General features: G+C 71.5%; 14 protein-coding genes and 1 riboswitch. Of the genes, 8 read left to right on the top strand and 6 right to left on the bottom strand.

From position 1 onward, the window contains the following. Window positions 1–38: 38 nt before the first annotated feature. From ACXJ1Y_RS00580 to ACXJ1Y_RS00565, 4 genes are read right to left on the bottom strand one after another with little or no spacing between them, the layout of a single operon-like run. Window positions 39–458 (bottom strand): PaaI family thioesterase, encoded by a 420-nt coding sequence (locus ACXJ1Y_RS00580; RefSeq protein WP_463848264.1) that lies wholly within the window; start codon window positions 456–458, stop codon window positions 39–41. 18 nt (window positions 459–476) lie between these two features. Continuing rightward, on the bottom strand, window positions 477–2,930 hold the full coding sequence (hrpB, locus tag ACXJ1Y_RS00575; RefSeq protein WP_463848263.1) for an ATP-dependent helicase HrpB: 2,454 nt from the start codon (window positions 2,928–2,930) through the stop codon (window positions 477–479). A gap of 42 nt (window positions 2,931–2,972) precedes the next feature. Beyond that, on the bottom strand, window positions 2,973–3,482 hold the full coding sequence (locus tag ACXJ1Y_RS00570; protein WP_463848262.1) for an OsmC family protein: 510 nt from the start codon (window positions 3,480–3,482) through the stop codon (window positions 2,973–2,975). A 56-nt stretch (window positions 3,483–3,538) separates the two neighbouring features. Beyond that, window positions 3,539–4,660, bottom strand: a complete 1,122-nt coding sequence (locus tag ACXJ1Y_RS00565) for an aminotransferase class I/II-fold pyridoxal phosphate-dependent enzyme (RefSeq protein WP_463849996.1) — start codon at window positions 4,658–4,660, stop codon at window positions 3,539–3,541. Between the two features lie 81 nt (window positions 4,661–4,741). On the opposite strand from ACXJ1Y_RS00565, the gene ACXJ1Y_RS00560 reads away from it, so the two are divergent. From ACXJ1Y_RS00560 to ACXJ1Y_RS00545, 4 genes are all read left to right on the top strand, one after another. Then, complete coding sequence (locus ACXJ1Y_RS00560) at window positions 4,742–5,980, top strand: adenosylmethionine--8-amino-7-oxononanoate transaminase (RefSeq protein WP_463848261.1); 1,239 nt, start codon at window positions 4,742–4,744, stop codon at window positions 5,978–5,980. A 119-nt stretch (window positions 5,981–6,099) separates the two neighbouring features. Further along, window positions 6,100–6,486 (top strand): response regulator, encoded by a 387-nt coding sequence (locus tag ACXJ1Y_RS00555; protein ID WP_243957551.1) that lies wholly within the window; start codon window positions 6,100–6,102, stop codon window positions 6,484–6,486. A gap of 189 nt (window positions 6,487–6,675) precedes the next feature. Further along, window positions 6,676–7,206 carry a MarR family winged helix-turn-helix transcriptional regulator gene (locus ACXJ1Y_RS00550; RefSeq protein WP_463849995.1) on the top strand — a complete coding sequence of 177 codons (531 nt, stop codon included), beginning with the start codon at window positions 6,676–6,678 and terminating at the stop codon, window positions 7,204–7,206. A 130-nt stretch (window positions 7,207–7,336) separates the two neighbouring features. Further along, the gene (locus tag ACXJ1Y_RS00545) at window positions 7,337–9,463 is read left to right on the top strand and encodes a TonB-dependent receptor (protein ID WP_463848260.1); all 2,127 of its coding nucleotides are present in this window, start codon (window positions 7,337–7,339) and stop codon (window positions 9,461–9,463) included. Here ACXJ1Y_RS00545 and ACXJ1Y_RS00540 read toward each other — a convergent pair. Together ACXJ1Y_RS00540 and ACXJ1Y_RS00535 are read right to left on the bottom strand one after the other, a co-directional pair. Further along, complete coding sequence (locus tag ACXJ1Y_RS00540) at window positions 9,447–10,823, bottom strand: PepSY domain-containing protein (protein ID WP_463848259.1); 1,377 nt, start codon at window positions 10,821–10,823, stop codon at window positions 9,447–9,449. The genes ACXJ1Y_RS00545 and ACXJ1Y_RS00540 overlap by 17 nt on opposite strands. Further along, a complete protein-coding gene (locus ACXJ1Y_RS00535) occupies window positions 10,820–12,991 on the bottom strand; it encodes a TonB-dependent receptor (protein ID WP_463848258.1) in 2,172 nt (723 codons plus the stop codon). The genes ACXJ1Y_RS00540 and ACXJ1Y_RS00535 overlap by 4 nt, the downstream gene beginning before the upstream one ends. A gap of 233 nt (window positions 12,992–13,224) precedes the next feature. Continuing rightward, window positions 13,225–13,423: riboswitch (cobalamin riboswitch) on the bottom strand. A gap of 102 nt (window positions 13,424–13,525) precedes the next feature. On the opposite strand from ACXJ1Y_RS00535, the gene ACXJ1Y_RS00530 reads away from it, so the two are divergent. The 4 genes from ACXJ1Y_RS00530 to ACXJ1Y_RS00515 all read left to right on the top strand — a co-directional run bounded on the left by ACXJ1Y_RS00530 (window position 13,526) and on the right by ACXJ1Y_RS00515 (window position 16,837). After that, window positions 13,526–14,836, top strand: coding sequence for an RluA family pseudouridine synthase (locus ACXJ1Y_RS00530; protein WP_463848257.1), 1,311 nt, complete (start codon window positions 13,526–13,528; stop codon window positions 14,834–14,836). A gap of 119 nt (window positions 14,837–14,955) precedes the next feature. Continuing rightward, on the top strand, window positions 14,956–15,339 hold the full coding sequence (locus tag ACXJ1Y_RS00525) for a hypothetical protein (protein WP_463848256.1): 384 nt from the start codon (window positions 14,956–14,958) through the stop codon (window positions 15,337–15,339). A gap of 13 nt (window positions 15,340–15,352) precedes the next feature. Next, entirely contained in the window at window positions 15,353–16,003 is a 651-nt protein-coding gene (locus ACXJ1Y_RS00520) for an HAD-IA family hydrolase (RefSeq protein ID WP_463848255.1), read from the top strand. A gap of 42 nt (window positions 16,004–16,045) precedes the next feature. Continuing rightward, complete coding sequence (locus ACXJ1Y_RS00515) at window positions 16,046–16,837, top strand: ATP12 family chaperone protein (RefSeq protein WP_463848254.1); 792 nt, start codon at window positions 16,046–16,048, stop codon at window positions 16,835–16,837. Window positions 16,838–16,861: the final 24 nt, after the last annotated feature.

The raw sequence follows: 16,861 nt of genomic DNA, 5'->3' as shown, positions 1-16,861 counted from the left end.
AGATAGCGCCGAGCGGGCGCCTCAACCATGGGCGAGCCTCAGCCTTTGCGGTTGCGCAGGATCTTCCACACGCCGTCCCCCGTGGCGACGAGGCGTTCGCCGTCGCGGACTTCGCCGCGCATGAACACCAGGGATCCGGTGCGCTTCACCACGGTGGCTTCGCAGGTCAGCCAATCGTCCATCCGGCCCGCTTCGAGGAACTTCATTTCGAGCTGGATGGTGACGCAGCTCGCCCCGTCGGCCGCCGCCATGGCCGTGACGCCCATGGCGCGGTCGGCGAAGCTCATCAGCATGCCGCCATGCACGACGCCGATGAGGTTGGCGTGCTTCTGCGAGGCGCGGAAGGCATAGACGCCATCCCGCACGTAGAGCGGGCCGACCGTGGCGATGAAGCCCTCGTCCTCGATATGGACCCAGCCCGAGGCTTCGGGGTCGTCGCGTTCCGTGGTGTCGGTCATCGCATCCTCATGGGTGAATCAGGTGCCCCGTGGCTTCGCCCGGCGGGTCGGCGCCTCGGCGAGGGGATCCTCCGGCCAGGGGTGGCGGGGGTAGCGTCCGCGCATCTCGGCGCGGACGGCGGCCCACGAGCCGCGCCAGAAGCCCGGCAGGTCGCGGGTGATCTGGATGGGGCGCTGGGCCGGCGAGAGCAGATGGAGCACCAGCGGCCGCCCTCCGGCGCTCGGGTGCCTGTCGAGGCCGAAGAGTTCCTGCACCCGCACCGACAGGGCGGGTTCCTCGGCGGCGTAATCGATGGCGATTCGTGAGCCGGTCGGCACCTCGACATGGGTCGGGGCGGCCGTGTCGAGGCGGGCGCGAAGCCCCCAGGGCAGCAGGCCGTGCAGGGCGTTGGCGAGGTCGTCGGCGCCGATCGCCCCGAGGCTCGTGCGGCCGACGATGGACGGGGCGAGCCATTCGCCCGCCGTGGCGGTGAGCGTGGCGTCCGAAAGGTCCGGCCACGCCTCACCTTCGGCCGCGCGGAGGAAGTTCACGCGGGCGCGCCATTGCGAGAGGGCGGATGTCCAGGGCCACCGCTCGATCCCGAGCCGGGCGATGCCCTCGGCGAGGATCGTGGCCGAATCCTCGTCGGCCGGGACGGGCAAGGTCTTTTCCCCGAGGTTCACAGCGCCAAGGCGGCGCACCGAGCGGGCGCGCAGCGAGGCGGCCTGTGAATCGAAGGTCACCTGAGTGACGGCCTCGATCCGGTCCGCGAACAGGGCCTCGATGTCCTCGGCAGCGATGGCGGCGGCGGCCAGGATGCGCGCGTTGGCGGCGCTGCCGGCGAGGTCGGCCACGACGATGTAGCTGCCCCGTGCGAGCGGGCTCGCGGCATCGAGCCGCCCGGCCCGGCCGCTCGCCATCACGAACTCGCCCTCGCGGCCCCTGGCGCGGGCGACGCGATCCGGGAAGGCCAACGCCAGGAGCGGGCCCGCTGGGCTGGGCTCGGAGGGTCCGCCGGCGCCCGCGATGCGCGCCCAGTTCTCCGCGAGCCGGCGCATGTCGGTCGCCCGGCCGCCCCGGTCGCGGGCGAACCGCTCGACGCGCTCGTCGAGATCGACGGCATCGCCGCCGAGGCCGCGCTCCACCAGAACCGCCGCCAGATTCGCCGCCGCCCGGCCGCGCCCGTCCTGCGCGGCCGTCGCGACCATCCGCGCGAGGCGGGGCGGCAGCGGCAGAGCGCGCAGGCGCCGGCCGGTGTCGGTGAGGCGCCCGTCCGCATCGAAGGCACCCAGCCCGTCGAGCATGGTGCGCGCCTCGGCGAGCGCCGGGGCCGGCGGCGGATCGAGGAAGGCGAGGTTGCGCGGGTCGGGCACGCCCCAGGCGGCGCAATCGAGCAGCAGCCCGGCGAGATCGCTCGACAGGATCTCGGGCTTGGCGAAGGCTTCCAGGGCGCCGTTGCCGGCCTCGGCCCAGAGCCGCCAGCAGATGCCGGGTTCGGTGCGGCCCGCGCGGCCCCGGCGCTGGTCCACCGCCGCCCGCGAGGCCCGCGCGGTGACGAGGCGGGTGAGGCCAAGGCCGGGCTCGTAGACCGGGACCCGCGCGAGGCCGGAATCGACCACGATGCGCACGCCCTCGATGGTCAGCGAGGTTTCCGCGATGGAGGTGGCGAGCACCACCTTGCGCTGGCCGGGGGGCGCGGGGCTCACCGCCCTGTCCTGCTCGGCCGGGGTGAGTGCGCCGTAGAGGGGCGCGAGGATCACCTCCGGCCCGACCTTCCCGGCCAGAGCCTCGGCCGTGCGGCGGATCTCGGCCTGCCCCGGCAGGAACACCAGCACCGAGCCGGGATCGGCCCGCAGCGCCCGCTGCACCGCCTCGGCGATGCTGTCCTCGATCCGGCGATTCGGATCGCGGTCGAGGTAGCGGGTTTCCACCGGGAAGGCGCGGCCCTCGGAGGCCACGACCGGCGCGTCGTTCAGGAGCCCCGCCACCCGCGCCCCGTCGAGGGTCGCGGACATGACGAGGATGCGCAGGTCCTCGCGCAGGCCGCCCTGCGCGTCGAGGGCCAGGGCGAGGCCGAGATCGGCGTCGAGGGAGCGTTCGTGGAACTCATCGAACAGCACCGCGCCGATGCCGGTGAGTTCGGGATCGTCCAGGATCATCCGGGTGAACACGCCCTCCGTGACCACCTCGATCCGGGTGCGCGCGGAGATCTTGGAGCCGAGGCGCACGCGCAGGCCCACCGTGCCGCCGACCTCTTCGCCCAGCGTCTTCGCCATGCGGGCGGCGGCGGCCCGCGCCGCGAGGCGGCGGGGCTCCAGCAGCACGATCTTGCCCTTGCCGAGCCAGGGGGCGTCGAGCAGATCGAGGGGCACGCGCGTGGTCTTGCCGGCGCCGGGGGGCGCCACGAGCACGGCGGCGTTGCGGGCCGCGAGGGCCTTTTGGAGATCGGGAAGCGCCGCCTCGATCGGCAGCGCAAGGTGTGGGTCGGCCATCGCCGCCGCTGATGCAGCGGCGCGGCCGTCCGCGCAACCGCCTCAGGCGGTGGTGAGCGCCACCGACAGGGCCGGCTTGTGGTTCAGGGTCTGGAACACGACGCAATAGCGCTCGGTGAGCTTGAGGAGCTGCGCCAGCTTCTCCTCCGAGGCGTCGGTGTCGAGGGTGAAGGACAGGCGGATATCGCGAAAGCCCACCGGGGCCTCCTTGTCGACGCCGAGCGTGCCCCGGAAATCGAGATCGCCCTCGGCCGAAACGGTGCCCGCGCGCAGGGGGATTTCGAGGGCGGTGGCCACGGCCTTCACCGTCACGCCCGCGCAGGCGACGAGGGCTTCGAGCAGCATGTCGCCGGAGCAGAGCTCGGCACCCGAGCCGCCGGTCGCCGGGTGGAGCCCCGCCACGGCCAGGGCGCGGCCCGTCTCGACCTTGCAGGCGATGCTGCCGTCGTCCAGCGTGCCCTTCGCTTTCAGGGTGATGACGGCCGAATCCGGGGCGTTGCGATATTGGTCCTTCAGGGGGGCCTGGAGGCTGCGCAGGGTCGTGGCGTCCATGGGGTTCGTTTCCTCTCTCTCGTTGGAGCCTCGCGTAGCGTCTCGCGAAGCCGGGCTCAACCGGCCCTGAACCGCGCCACCGCCTCAGCGAGGGCATCCACCTGCGATTCGCTGTGCGCCGCCGAGAACGCCACCCGCAGCCGCGCCGTGCCGGCGGGCACGGTCGGCGGGCGGATCGCCACCACGAGGAACCCCGCCGCTTCGAGCTTGCCCGACAGGTCGAGGGCCTTCTGCGCGGCGCCGACCAGCACCGGCACCACGGCGCTCTCGGCCTCCGGCAGGCCGAGCCGGGCGGTGAAGCGGCGGGCCAGCAGGATCGGCCGGGCGCAACGTTCCGGCTCCTCTTCGAGGATCGCCAGGGCTTCCAGCGCCGCCGCCGCCGAGGCCGGGGGCAGGCCCGTCGTGTAGACGAAGCTGCGGGCGCGGCTGGTCAGCAGGTCGATCACCGGCTGCGAGGCGCAGAGATAGCCGCCATAGGAGCCGAGCGACTTCGACAGCGTGCCCATTTCGAGGGGCGCGCGCGGCCCGTCCTCGACCATGCCGAGGCCGTGGGCATCGTCCACCAGGGTCCAGGCCTCGCGGTCCCGTCCCACGGCGAGGATGTCCTGCATCGGCGCCCGGTCGCCATCCATGGAGAAGACGCGCTCGGTGAGGATCAGCGCCCGCCCATGGCCGGCGCGCCGTTCGGCAAGGATCGCCGCGAGGTCGGCGACGTCGTTGTGGCGGAAGGTGAGCACCGTCGCCCCCGAGAGCCGCGCCCCCGCCCACATGCAGGCATGGGAGAGTTCATCGAGGAGGATGAGATCGCCCCGGCCGGCGAGCGCCGGGGTGATGCCGAGATTGGCGAGGTAGCCGCTGCCGAAGACGAGGGCCGCGTCCTTGCCCTTGTGGGCGGCGAGCCGGGCTTCGAGGGCGGCGAGCACCGCGTGATTGCCGGTGACGAGGCGCGAGCCCCCCGCCCCGGCGCCATGCGCCCCCACCGCCGCCTGCGCCGCCGCGACGACGCGGGGATGGTGCGACAGGCCGAGATAATCGTTGCACGAGAACGAGACGAGCGCCCGCCCTCCCCGCGATGCGGCGGCCTCCGGCCCGCGCCCGGTGATCGTGAGCCGCCGACGCAGGGCGCCGGCTTCGAGCGCGGCGAGCTTGTCCTGCGCGAAGGCATCGAGGCTGTTCATCGGGGCGAGAAGCCAGGGCGGCGGGGTGGCGTCAAGGCTCCGGCGGTTGACCCCGGCGGCGGCACTGTCCATCCCCCGCCCATGACCACGCATCTCTGGCGCCCCTACACCCAGATGAAGCACGCCGCCCCGCCGCTGGAAGCGGTGGCGACGGAGGGCACGCGCATCCGCCTCGCGGACGGGCGGGAACTGGTGGACGGCATCGCCTCCTGGTGGACAGCGGTGCACGGCTACAACCATCCGCACATTGCCGAGGCGGTGTCGCGGCAACTCGCTGCCATGCCCCACGTGATGTTCGGCGGGCTGACCCATGCGCCGGCCGAACGGCTCGCCGCGCGCCTCGCCGCCCTGCTGCCGGGCGATCTGAACCACGTCTTCTTCAGCGATTCGGGCTCGGTGGCCGTCGAGGTCGCCCTGAAGATGGCCGCGCAGGTCTGGCTGAACCGGGGAATCACCGGCCGCACCCGGGTGCTCGCCTTCCGGGGCGGCTACCACGGCGACACGATGGGGGCGATGTCGGTCTGCGACCCCGACGAGGGGATGCACCGCCGCTTCGGCGCGTACCTGCCGGAGCAGGTCTTCTGCGATCTGCCGCGCACCGCCGATCAGATGGCGGCGCTCGATGCCGCGCTGGCCCGGCACCGCGACACCCTCGCGGCGGTGATCGTGGAGCCGCTCGTGCAGGGCGCGGGCGGGATGCTGATGCACCCGCCCGAGGTGCTGGCGACCATCGCCCGGTTGGCGGCCCGGCACGGCCTGCCGCTCATCGCGGACGAGATATTCACCGGCTTCGGCCGCACCGGCACCCTGTTCGCCTGCGAGCAGGCGGGCATCGTGCCCGACATCCTCTGCCTGTCGAAGGCGCTGACCGGCGGGACCATGACGCTCGCCGCCACGGTGGCGCGCTCCGCGATCTTCGACGCCTTCTGGTCCGACGACCCGGCGGCGGCGCTGATGCACGGCCCGACCTTTATGGCGAACCCGCTGGCCTGCGCCGCCGCCAACGCCAGCCTCGACCTGTTCGAGCGGGAGCCGCGTCTTCCCCAGGCCCGCGCCATCGCCGCGCGCCTCGCGGCGGGGCTTTCCGACCTGCGCGCCGCGCCGGGTGTGGCGGATGTGCGGGTGCTCGGTGCCATCGGCTGCGTGCAATTTGCGCGCGCGCCGGACCTCGCCGCGCTGAAGGAACGGTTGCTGGCGCGGGGCGTCTGGGTGCGGCCGTTCGGCGACATCCTCTACCTTACGCCCGCCCTCACCATCGCCGAGGCCGATCTCGACCAGCTGATCGCGGCCGTGGTCGAGACCGTGCGCGAAAATCGCTGATCTCGTGCGCGAGAGGCGCCTCAGTTCTGCAACTACAGGGCGTTTGTCCCGTTGGGCTTACGGCCGGGGAGGCCGCGAACCGGCTGCGCCGGAGGGTTGGCGGCGGGGAGGAGCATGACGTGACGAGTGAGCAGACGGTAGCGGACGATCGGCCGGTGATCCTCCTCGTCGAGGATGAGGCGTTGACGATCATGGACCTCGGCGACGTGCTCGAGGAGGGCGGCTACGACACGATCCAGTGCGCCTCGGCGGAGCGCGCCCTGAGCATTCTCCAGACGCGCCCGGACATCTGCGGCCTCGTCACCGACGTGCAGCTTTCGGGCAAGACGGACGGGTTCGACCTCGCCAGCTCCGTCGCCGAGGCGCGCCCGCAATTGCCGATTCTCATCGTCTCCGGGCGAGCGGCGCCCGATCCCGACCGGATGCCGCAACATGCGGAATTCATCGCGCGGCCGTGCAGCGGCGAGGATATCCTGCAGCGGCTGCGCCACCTCATGCATTGCTAAACGGCGAGGCCGCCGCCACGCTGTCATCCCATCGTCACCGGTTTTCCGCCAAGAGCCCAGGGGCTGGCAGAAGTGCGGGAATCGAAGGTGCAGGTCTACGTTCTTCCGGTGCTTGCCGCCGGGTCCGACTCAGCCGCGCTCGCGGGCGAGAAGGCCAATCCCGACCGCGAGGCGGATACGGAAGGTGCCGTGTTCGATCCGGGTTCGAAGAAACTGCGCCCTCCGGGGTCGCGCAGCGTCGGCTGGGCGCTGGTCCAGGCGGCGCGCCTCCATCGGGCGCGAACCGGGGACCGGCTGGCCAAGATCGGCCTGTTCGCGGGTCAGGAGCAGGTTGTGCAGGTGCTCGCCGCCGCCGGCACCATGACGATGGGCGATCTTGCCGCCCTCCTGCGGGTGCGCCCGCCCACGGCTTCCAAGACCGTCACGCGCCTCGCGGCCCTCGGCATCGTCGAGCGCCGCGCCGAGGCCGGCGATGGCCGCGTGGTTCGGGTGCGCCTGACCGAGGTCGGCCTCGTCAAGGCCCAGGCCATCGAGGCGATCCAGGAAGAGGTCGAGGCGGAACTCCTCGACCATCTCGACAAGGGCGACCGCCGCCGCCTGCGCAAGCTGCTGCGCAAGGCCGCGAAGGGCCTCGCCGAGGCGGCGGGTGCCGCCGGTCAGGCGACGGAGATCGACGCCGAAATCGAGGGTGAGGACGAGGCCGACGCCCTGGCGCCGTAGGCGCCCCACACCGGCCGGCCTGTTGCAACTGAGTAACGTTTCTCCACCATTTCCGTCACGGCTCCGAAGCGGCCTTGCGGGGCCATACGGTGGCGCGGCATTGAAACGTTATAACAAGTTGTGAGTCTCTATGTCGTCGCCGCGCCACTCCGTCGTGCCTGCCCTCGCCTGCGCCGCGCTCCTCGGCGCCGGGCCCGCCCTGGGTCAGAGCGCCGTCACCCTGGATCAGATCAGCGTCACCAGCCCGACGCCGGTCCAGCCGAGCCGTGCCGCCGTCGCGGCGGACGCGAACGTCCCTGTCGGCATCCTGCCGGTGGCGACGGACACGTTCTCCCCGGTCACGGTCGTCACGCAGCAGCAGATCGCGCGGGACCAGCCCCGCACCCTCGGCGACGCGCTGTTCGACCGGCCGGGCATTTCCGGCACGACCTACGCCCCCGGCGCCGCCTCTCGCCCCATCATCCGGGGCCTCGACAACGCGCGGGTGCGCATCCAGGAAAACGGCATCGTCAATGGCGGCGTGTCGGACCTCGGCGAGGATCACGCCGTGCCGGTGAACCCGCTGGTGTCCGACCGGATCGAGGTGATCCGGGGCCCGGCCACCCTGCGCTACGGATCGGGTGCCATCGGCGGCGTCGTCTCGGCCGACAACAATCGGGTGCCGACCTTCATCCCGGCGAACGGCGTCCAGGGGCAGGTGACGAGCGGCTACTCGACGGTCGACAACGGGCGGCTCGGCGCCGCGACGGTCGATGCGGGCGGCGACGGCATCGCCGTCCACGCGGACGGGTTCAAGACCGCCGCCGACAATTACGCCATCCCCGGCGGGATCCAGCGCAATTCCTACAACGAATCGCAGGGCGGGGCCTTCGGCATCTCCGCCATCGGCGACCGCGGATTCGCCGGCATCTCGTTCAGCCATTACGATGCGATCTACGCCATCCCCGGCGGCGTCGCGGAGCAGGACCGCACCCGCCTGACCCCGAACCAGGACCGCGTCCTCAGCCGGGGCGAGTATCGCCCGCTGGACGGGCCCATCGAGGTCATCCGCTATTGGGCGGGCTATTCGGTCTACAAGCACAACGAAGTCGGGATCGGGGAGGACGGGATCGACGGGATCCAGGCCACCTTCAAGAATCGCGAGGCCGAGGCGCGGCTCGAATTCCAGCACGTTCCGGTCTTCACCGAGATCGGCAAGCTGACGGGCGCGCTGGGCTTCCAATCCGACCGGCGGGTGATCAACACCGCCCTCGAATCCTTCCTGCCGAAGACCGAATCCCGCGCCAACGCGGTGTACCTGTTCGAGGAACTGGAATTGCGGCCCGGCACGCGGCTGCAGGCGGCGGGCCGCTACGAGGTGGACCGCATCTCCGGCACGGCGGCGCAGTTCCCGGACAACTTCCTTCCCGTGGACGGGCAGGACCCGCTCCAATACGCCCGCACCCGCCGCTTCGCGCCGAAGAGCATCAGCCTCGGCGCCCTGCAGGACCTGCCCTTCGATTTCGTGGCGAGCCTAACCGGCTCCTATGTCGAGCGCGGCCCGAGCGGCTACGAATTGTTCTCGCAGGGGCCGCACGACGCCACGGCGACGTTCGAGATCGGCAACCCGAACCTGAAGCGCGAGCGCGCCCGCACCATCGAGGCGAGCATCCGCCGGGCGGTCGGCCCGCTGCGCCTCGATGCCACCGGCTACTACACGCGCTACACGGGCTTCATCTACCGCAACTATACGGGGCTGTTCTGCGACGACGACTTCGCGTCCTGCGGCACCGGCACCGAGAATCGCCAGATCGTCTACCAGCAGCAGAACGCGACGTTCTACGGCGCCGAGATCATCGGCCAATACGACATCCTGCCGATCGGCGACGGGTTCGCGGGTGTGGAAGCGCAGTTCGATGCCGTGCGCGCGCAATTCGATGACGGCACCAACGTGCCGCGCATTCCGCCCTACCGCGTCGGCGGCGGCGTCTATGTGCGGGCTGATGGGTGGTTCGCGCGGGTGAACCTGCTCCACGCCTTCGACCAGCGCCGCATCGCCCCGTTCGAGACGCCGACCGCCGGCTACGACGACCTGCGCGCAGAGGTGAGCTACACGGCCCCCCTCGATCCGAAGGTCTACGGCGCGACCTCCGTCACCCTCGGCCTGCAGGGGCGCAATCTCCTCGACGCGGATATCCGCAACGCGGCCTCGTTCAAGAAGGACGAGATCCTGTTGCCCGGCCGGAACGTGCGCCTGTTCCTCACCGCGCGGTTCTGACGAGCCGCCGCCAGCCGGCGACGAGGCCCGTCGCCGCGATGCCCATCGCGAGGAGGTTGAGCCCCCATTGCGCGGCCTCCCGGCCGGTGGGGCGCAGGGTCAGGCCCGGCAGGTCGAGGCGGTGCGGCGCGTCGAAGAGCCAGCGGTTCACCCGGCCCGAGCGGTCGAGCCGGTTCAGCAGCGCGCCGTCGCGCGGATCGATGTGGAGCCACGTCCCGGCGGGGTCGTCGTAGATCAGGCGGAGGACCGGCAGGGGCCGCGGGTCGCCGTGGGGATACCAATAGGCGTCGTAGGCCGTGATCCGCTCGGCCGAGACGAGCCTGCCGCCGGGCACGGATGCGGCGGCAGTGAGGGTGGTGTCGTCCAGGCCGGCGGCGATTCCATCGCGCACCACGAACCACCGCCCGCCGATCGCCGTGAAGCGCAGGGCCTTCGCCTCCGGCCCTCGCCGGAGGTCGTCGGGCGACAGGCCGATGCTACCGGGTTCGCCGGCATAGGCCACCCGAATCTCGTCGGGCACGGACAGCGAGGAGAACCAGCGGTTCGGGTTCATGGAGAGCCAGCCGCTCACGATGAACCCGGCGAGCCCGATTCCGCCGACGAGGCCGAAGGTGTGGTGCCAGAGGGCGAGGCCGCGATAGGGGCTCACCGCCCCGCCGCGATAGCGCCGCCGCAGGCGCATCCGCCAGACCCCGATGACGAGGCCGGTCAGCGCCGTGACGCTCGCGACGCCGGAGAGCCACAGCACCGCCTGCCGCCATGCCTCCGGCCGCGCGCGCAGGGGCGTGAGGTAGACCCAGTGAATTACGGCCCCGACCCAGTTCCAGCCGCGCTGCCAGCGTGTGGTGACGAGGGCGATTTCGCCGGTCGGCTCGGAGACATAGGTTTCGGTGCCCGCCGCATCGCCGGAGGCCACCTTCAGGAAGGGCCGCAGGGGATCGTAGCGCGCCGTGACCGTCCACTGGTCGCGCGACACCCGCTCGACCGCTCCGCCGCCCGCCGTGCGCGCGGCCTCGTTCGGGCCGATGGGCCCGAGCCGCTCGCCCGTCTCGGCCGAGACCGTGACGCGCCCTCCATCGGGTGCAGCGAGGCGATAGACCGGTTGGTCGCCGCGCATGTCCAGCCGGATTTCCGTCGCCCTCACCAGAGCGAGGGCGGCGTCGGGACCGACCTTCACCCGGTCCCAGTCGAGGGGCGTGAGGCGGGCGAGCCGTTCCGCCTCGTCGAGGCGCGGGAACGGCACGTAGAGCATCACCAGCCCCGAGCCGATCCACAGGGCGAAGAGCAGGGCCGTGCCGATCCCGAGCCAGCGATGGCCCAGGATCAGCCAGCGCTTGCCCCGCTTGCCGACGGCCTTCACCAGCTCACCGTGTAGGCGACCTCGACGGAGCGCGGGCGTCCGAGCAGCCAGTTGGTGCCGACGCCGTTCACCGCGTTCCCGCTGATCGCGTAGACCTTGTCGAACAGGTTGTAGACCCGCAGCGACAGGCGCGACTCCGCCGTGACCTGCCGGTCGAGGACGAGGTTCACGAGGTTGTAGCCGGGGCGCCGGGCGGTGTTGCCGAAGTCGCTGAAGACCTCGCCCACGTTCTGAAGGCCCACGCGCACGGCCCAGTCGCGGGTCGGCTCCCAGGTGAGCCACAGGTTCGCCACCCGCTCCGGCACGTCGATGGGCTGCCGCCCGGCATAGGAGACGGCCGCGCCGTTCACGATCTGGTCGAAGCTGTCGTATTGCGCGTGCAGGAGGGCGAGGTTGCCGTCGAGCCGCCAGCCCGGCGTGAACCGCCAGCCCAGCGCCAGTTCGACGCCCTGCGAGGATTGGCTCCCCACCTGCACGCCGACCGCCGACGATCCGGGCAGGCGCGAGATCAGGTTGTCCTTCACGATGCGGTAGCCGGCGAGCGTCCATTCCAGGGCGCCGTCGAAGGCCAGCCCCTTGGCGCCGACCTCGATCTGGTCACCGGTCGCGAGCTTGAAGCCGGCGAGCGATTGCGACAGCGTGATGAGGCTCCCGACCGGATCGGTGGCGTAGCTGTATTGCGCGTAGAGGGCGCTGTCGGGCGTCGGGTTGTAGACGAGGCCGAACCGGTAGCCGAGCGCCTGGAAGCTGCGTTCGAATTGCGCGCCGGTCTGGAGGTCCTGCCGCTGCAGCGTCGGCAGGTCGAGGCGCGCGCCCGTGAGGAAGGACAGCTTGTCGGTGAGGACCAGCCTGTCCTCGGCGAAGAACGATGCCTGATTGGTCTGCGTGGCATAGGCCGGGATCGCCCGGCCATTCTGCGGGAACAGGCCGGGATCGTAGCCGACGAGGGGTACGCTCGTGCTCTGGTCGAAATAGAAGTTGTTCGTGTGCCGGAAGTCGATGTGGTTCACATCGAAGCCCACGGAGACGTCGTTCGGCCGACCGAACAGCGCGCCCCGGAACGTGGCGTCCAGGCGATTCCCGACCTGCTCCTGATTGTGGTAGATTTCCAAATAGTCGGAGCGGTCCACGAGGCCGGTGCCCCGGTTGAACGCGTATTGCTCCACGTCCAGCCAATGGCGACGGCTCGTGAGCCTGTAGGCCGTGTTGCGGATGGTGATGTCGGCGGTGGGCGACCATTCGGCCTTCAGCGCGGTCCAGTTGTCCGCCCAGGTGATCTTCGGGTCGCGGACGTTATAGTTGTTGAACCGGATCAGGTCCGGGATCCGCCCCTCGACCAGCGGGGTGCCCCAGTAGCGCATCGGCTCCTGATAGCCGAGGTCGTGCGAGAGGGTGATGGCGAGGTCGGGGCTCGGCCGGAACAGCAGCGCCGCCGATACCGCGAGGTTGCGGAAGTCGCCCGCCTGATTGAGCCAGCCATCCGCCCGGTTGCCGCTGACGTTCAAACGGTAGGCGAAGGTGTCGCCGTATTCGGCCTGCGCGATGCCGCCGCCCGAATCGAGGGCGAGGCGCGCGATCCCGTCCGAGCCAACCACCGCCCGCGCGGTGTTGATGGGCACGAAGGTCGGCTTTTTCGGTACGACGTTGATGATGCCACCGATGGCCCCATCCCCAAAGAGCACGGAGGACGGGCCGCGCAGCACCTCGATGCGCTCGACGTTCCACGTATCGAACGGGAACGTCACGGTGCCGGCGCCGACATAGAAGCGCGTGCCGTCGTAGAGCTGCTGGATCGAGTTTGGCCCGGCGAAGCCCCGGCTCGTGAAGGCGCCGTTGCCGTTGCCGGGCGAGGCGATGGTGGTGATACCGGTGGCGTCCTGCGTCACGGCGTCGGCGATCGTGTCCTGCCCGCGCAGGCGCGCCGTCTCGCCGGAGACGATGTCGACGCTGGCCGGCGTTTCGAGCGGCGTCAGGCCGAGGCGGCTCGCCGTGCGGTCGGGCGTGCGCAGGTTGAGACCGGTGGGCGAGGCGCGGGTGAGGCTGACGCCCCCCTCCCCCTCCACGGAAAGCTGATCGAGGGTCACGGCCTCCTGCGCGGAGGCAGGCGCGACGACGACGAGAGGGGCGACGACGGCGAAGAGGCGGCGTCTCGAACGGAAAACGAACATCGGTGAACGGACTCCGGCGCGGCGGATGCCGGCCTTGCCCCAGATGCAATGTAACAACATTACATGTCCAGGCCCGCGAACGAGTTCAGGCGGAACCGTTGCGGATGGACGGGATGCGGGCATGGCGGACGCGGGCGCGCTGCTGTGGCACGTCACCGCGAACGAGGCCTCGGCAGCCCCACTCAGGGCGCTGCTTCGACACCCGCCAGGACACCCCGCCCGGCGCGTTTCGCGTGTGACCACTGCTGACGGCAGGTCTCCTGGCTCACGGGTCGTCGCCGTCCCACCGTCTTCCCGGGCGAACTGGCCCAGTGACGTGAATGGTGGAAAAGCTCGCCGCTTACAGTTGCGGGGGCAGCCGCGGCTTCGGGTTGCCCCACACCGCGTTCCCTTTTGATCCCCGAAAGGGGAACCGTCACGGCCACGCTAGGCGACGCACTCCCCCCGCGTCAACGCTCGCGCGGGGGCTTTCCCGGGCGAAGACTTTGCCGGGTGCGCCGCGCGATGCTATGCGGCGGGCATTCCAGGAAGATCATGACCACACGACCTCCCCGCCGCGGCGGCCCTTCCGGCGGCAATGGCCGCCCCGATGGACGGCCAGGCCGCAAGCCGCCCTATGGTGCCGACCGCGCCCGCACCGGCCCGCGCACCAGCGCCCGCGATGCCGCCGAGCGCGCCGCCCGCGCCCGCGGCGACGATGCGGGCGAGCGCGCGCCGTGGATCCCCACGGCCGCGCCCGAGCCGCGTCAGGCGGCGAAGCCGAAGCCCAAGGCGGCTCCCGTGGCCCCTCCCCCGCCCCCCGGCCCGACCAAGCGCGAGCAGCGGGCCGAGGCCTCGGCGACCCTCGCCTCCGGCGTGCAGACGCTGACGGTGGAGACGGACGAGGCGGGGATGCGGATCGACCGCTTCCTCACGGCGCGGTTTCCGCAGCTTCCCTTCACCCGCGTGCAGAGCATCGTCCGCAAGGGCGAGCTGCGGGTCGATGGCAAGCGCGCCAAGCCGAACGACCGGCTGGAACCGGGCATGAGCGTGCGCGTGCCGCCGCTCCGCCTCGACCAGCCGAACGACCGCCCGCGCAACGCCGCCCGCGATTCGGACGACGCCACCTTCCTGCGGAACCTCATCCTGTACGAGGATGCGGAGATGATGGTGCTGAACAAGCCCTTCGGCCTCGCCGTGCAGGGGGGCTCGGGCACCGTCCGCCACGTCGATGGCCTCCTCGAATCGCTGATCGGGCCGGATGGGCAGAAGCCCCGCCTCGTCCACCGGCTCGACAAGGATACGGCGGGCTGCCTCATCATCGCGAAGACGCGGCTTGCCGCCTCGACGCTCGCCAAGAGCTTCCGCTCTCGCAACGCCCGCAAGATCTACTGGGCGCTCTGCGCCGGGGTTCCGCGCGTCAAGCAGGGCCGGGTCTCGACCTATCTCGCGAAGGACGAGCCTACCGATGCCGACGCGCGGATGCGCATCGCCAAGCACGGCGAGGAGGGCGCCACCCACGCGCTCACCTACTACGCCACGGTCGATCAGGTGGCGCAGAAGCTGTCGTGGCTGTCGTTCAAGCCGGTGACAGGGCGCACGCACCAGTTGCGCGCCCACGCGGCCCATATCGGCCATCCCATCGTCGGCGACCCGAAATACTTCTCGGTCGAGAACTGGGAATTGCCCGGCGGCATCCAGAACCGCCTGCACCTCCTGGCGCGGCGGATCGTGATTCCGCATCCGCGCACGGGCAAGCCCGTGGACGTGAGCGCCCCGCTGCCGCAGCACATGCAGCAGAGCTGGAACCTGCTCGGCTTCGATGCCAACCGGTACGATCCGGTGGTGGACGCACCCGAAGATTGATCGGCCCGAGGGCTCCTGCGGGCGGCCATGCCTTGGCAACGGCGCCGCCCGCCTCATATGCTGCCTTGCTCGGCCGCGCGCCTGCCTGCCGGGATATCCGACGGTCGAGACCCTGGGACATGAAGCTCGCGACTCTGGCCTGCCTCGCCGCCCTGTGCCTGACGGCGCCCTTCGCCCATGCGGCGGCGGGCGAAGCCGTGCCGGCACCGCAAAAGCCGACGGCGTCCAAACCCGAGGCCGCGAAGGCGGAACCGGCCAAGGCGGAAGTACCCGCCGCCCGCGCCGAGCCCAGGGCCGCCGGGGCACCCGTCGTCGGCAGCCGCGACCGGCGACGGCGCTCGTATGCCGCCTGCAACCGGGCCTCGCACCAGCGCGGCTATCGCGGCGGCAAGCGGCGGCGCTTCCTCATCCGCTGCCGCCTCGGCTACGAGCGCGCCCGCCATCAGCAGCAGCAGCAGGCGCCCGCCGCCGCGCCCGCGCCCGCTCCCGTTCGCAAGCCATGAGAAGGGGCTGCCGATGAGGCTCGTCGTCTTCGACGTGGACGGCACCCTCGTCGACAGCCAGCATCTGATCGTCGCCGCGCAGGGCGTCGCCTTCGCCGAAGTCGGCCTGCCCGCGCCGGAGCGGCGCATCGCCCTGTCGGTGGTCGGGCTGTCCCTGCCGCAGGCCTTCCGCCGCCTCGTCGGCGAGGACGGGCCGGTGGCCGAACTCTCCGAAGCCTACAAGCTCGCCTACAACCGCCTGCGCCTGGACCCGGAACACGAGGAGCCGCTGTTTCCCGGGATGGCCGATCTGCTCGACCGGCTCCATGCGAATCCGGGTGTGATGCTCGGCATCGCGACGGGGAAGTCGCGCCGGGGCGTGGACCGGCTGATCGAGCATTACGGCTGGGAGGGCCGCTTCGTCACGACGCAATCGGCGGACGACGCGCCGTCGAAGCCCGACCCCGGCATGCTCCATCAGGCCATGCGCGAGGCCGGCACCGGCCCCGACGCCACGGTGATGATCGGCGACACGACCTACGACATCGGCATGGCGGTGGCGGCGGGCGTCGTGCCCATCGGGGTCGCCTGGGGCTACCACGCGCCGGGCTCCCTGCTCCGCGCGGGCGCGGTGACGGTGGTGGAGAATACCGCCGCGCTGGAACCGCTGCTCGGCCTCGCCTGACCCCCCTCGCCCACGGGCGGCGAAACGCCTATGTGCGTGCCCATGAGCGACGTGACGCGAGACTGGCTCGGCGAACCGGGCGATGAGGCACGGCCCGATCCGATGCGGGCTGCACGGTCGGGGGCCAAACCCGCCCTCCCCCGCCGGTTCTACAAGGAAGCCGGCTTCGCCCCGGCCGAGGGCGGATACCGCCTGACCCTCGACGGGCGGCCCGCCAACACGCCGGCCCGCAACCCCCTGCTTCTCCCGTCCGAGACGCTGGCCGAAGCCGTCGCGGCCGAATGGGGTGCGCCGGCCACCGAGATCGACCCGGCGAAGATGCCGCTCACCCGCTTGGCCAACACGGCCATCGACGGGGTGTCCCAGCGCCTCGACGCCGTGGCCGACGACCTCTGCGCCTATGCGCAGACGGACCTCCTCGCCTATCGCGCCGCCGGGCCGGACAATCTCGTGTCCGCGCAGGCGCGCACCTGGGACCCGGTGCTGGATTGGGCCTACGAGGCGTTCGGCGCCCGGCTCATCCTGAGCGAGGGCGTGATGCACGTCACGCAGCCGCCGCAGAGCGTGCAGGCCCTGTCCGACGCGGTGCGCCAAGTGCGCGACCCCTTCAAGCTCGCCGCCCTGCACACGCTCACGACGCTCTCCGGCTCCCTCATCCTCGCCCTGGCCGTGCTGCACGGGCGGCTAGACCCGGCGGAAGCCTGGGCCGCCGCCCATGTGGACGAGACCTATCAGGCCGATGTCTGGGGCCGCGACGAGGAAGCCGAGGAACGCCTCGCGGTGCGCCGCGCCGAGTTCGAGGCCGCCGCGCGGACCATCGCGGCGATTCCGTGAGGCGCGCCGCGCCGATGCAATCGG

The sequence above is a fragment of the Methylobacterium sp. TK26 genome (assembly GCF_055361565.1).
The sequence above is the reverse complement of the archived record's forward strand: the minus strand, read 5'-3'. Positions and strand labels throughout refer to the sequence as shown.

Bases quoted from the DNA above. Each gene is read 5' to 3' on its own strand.
- ACXJ1Y_RS00565 (WP_463849996.1), bottom strand. From the start codon at position 4,660: ATGAACAGCCTCGATGCCTTCGCGCAGGACAAGCTCGCCGCGCTCGAA.
- ACXJ1Y_RS00545 (WP_463848260.1), top strand. From the start codon at position 7,337: ATGTCGTCGCCGCGCCACTCCGTCGTGCCTGCCCTCGCCTGCGCCGCG.
- hrpB (WP_463848263.1), bottom strand. From the start codon at position 2,930: ATGGCCGACCCACACCTTGCGCTGCCGATCGAGGCGGCGCTTCCCGAT.
- ACXJ1Y_RS00530 (WP_463848257.1), top strand. From the start codon at position 13,526: ATGACCACACGACCTCCCCGCCGCGGCGGCCCTTCCGGCGGCAATGGC.
- ACXJ1Y_RS00535 (WP_463848258.1), bottom strand. From the start codon at position 12,991: ATGTTCGTTTTCCGTTCGAGACGCCGCCTCTTCGCCGTCGTCGCCCCT.
- ACXJ1Y_RS00525 (WP_463848256.1), top strand. From the start codon at position 14,956: ATGAAGCTCGCGACTCTGGCCTGCCTCGCCGCCCTGTGCCTGACGGCG.
- ACXJ1Y_RS00570 (WP_463848262.1), bottom strand. From the start codon at position 3,482: ATGGACGCCACGACCCTGCGCAGCCTCCAGGCCCCCCTGAAGGACCAA.
- ACXJ1Y_RS00520 (WP_463848255.1), top strand. From the start codon at position 15,353: ATGAGGCTCGTCGTCTTCGACGTGGACGGCACCCTCGTCGACAGCCAG.
- ACXJ1Y_RS00515 (WP_463848254.1), top strand. From the start codon at position 16,046: ATGAGCGACGTGACGCGAGACTGGCTCGGCGAACCGGGCGATGAGGCA.
- ACXJ1Y_RS00580 (WP_463848264.1), bottom strand. From the start codon at position 458: ATGACCGACACCACGGAACGCGACGACCCCGAAGCCTCGGGCTGGGTC.
- ACXJ1Y_RS00560 (WP_463848261.1), top strand. From the start codon at position 4,742: ATGACCACGCATCTCTGGCGCCCCTACACCCAGATGAAGCACGCCGCC.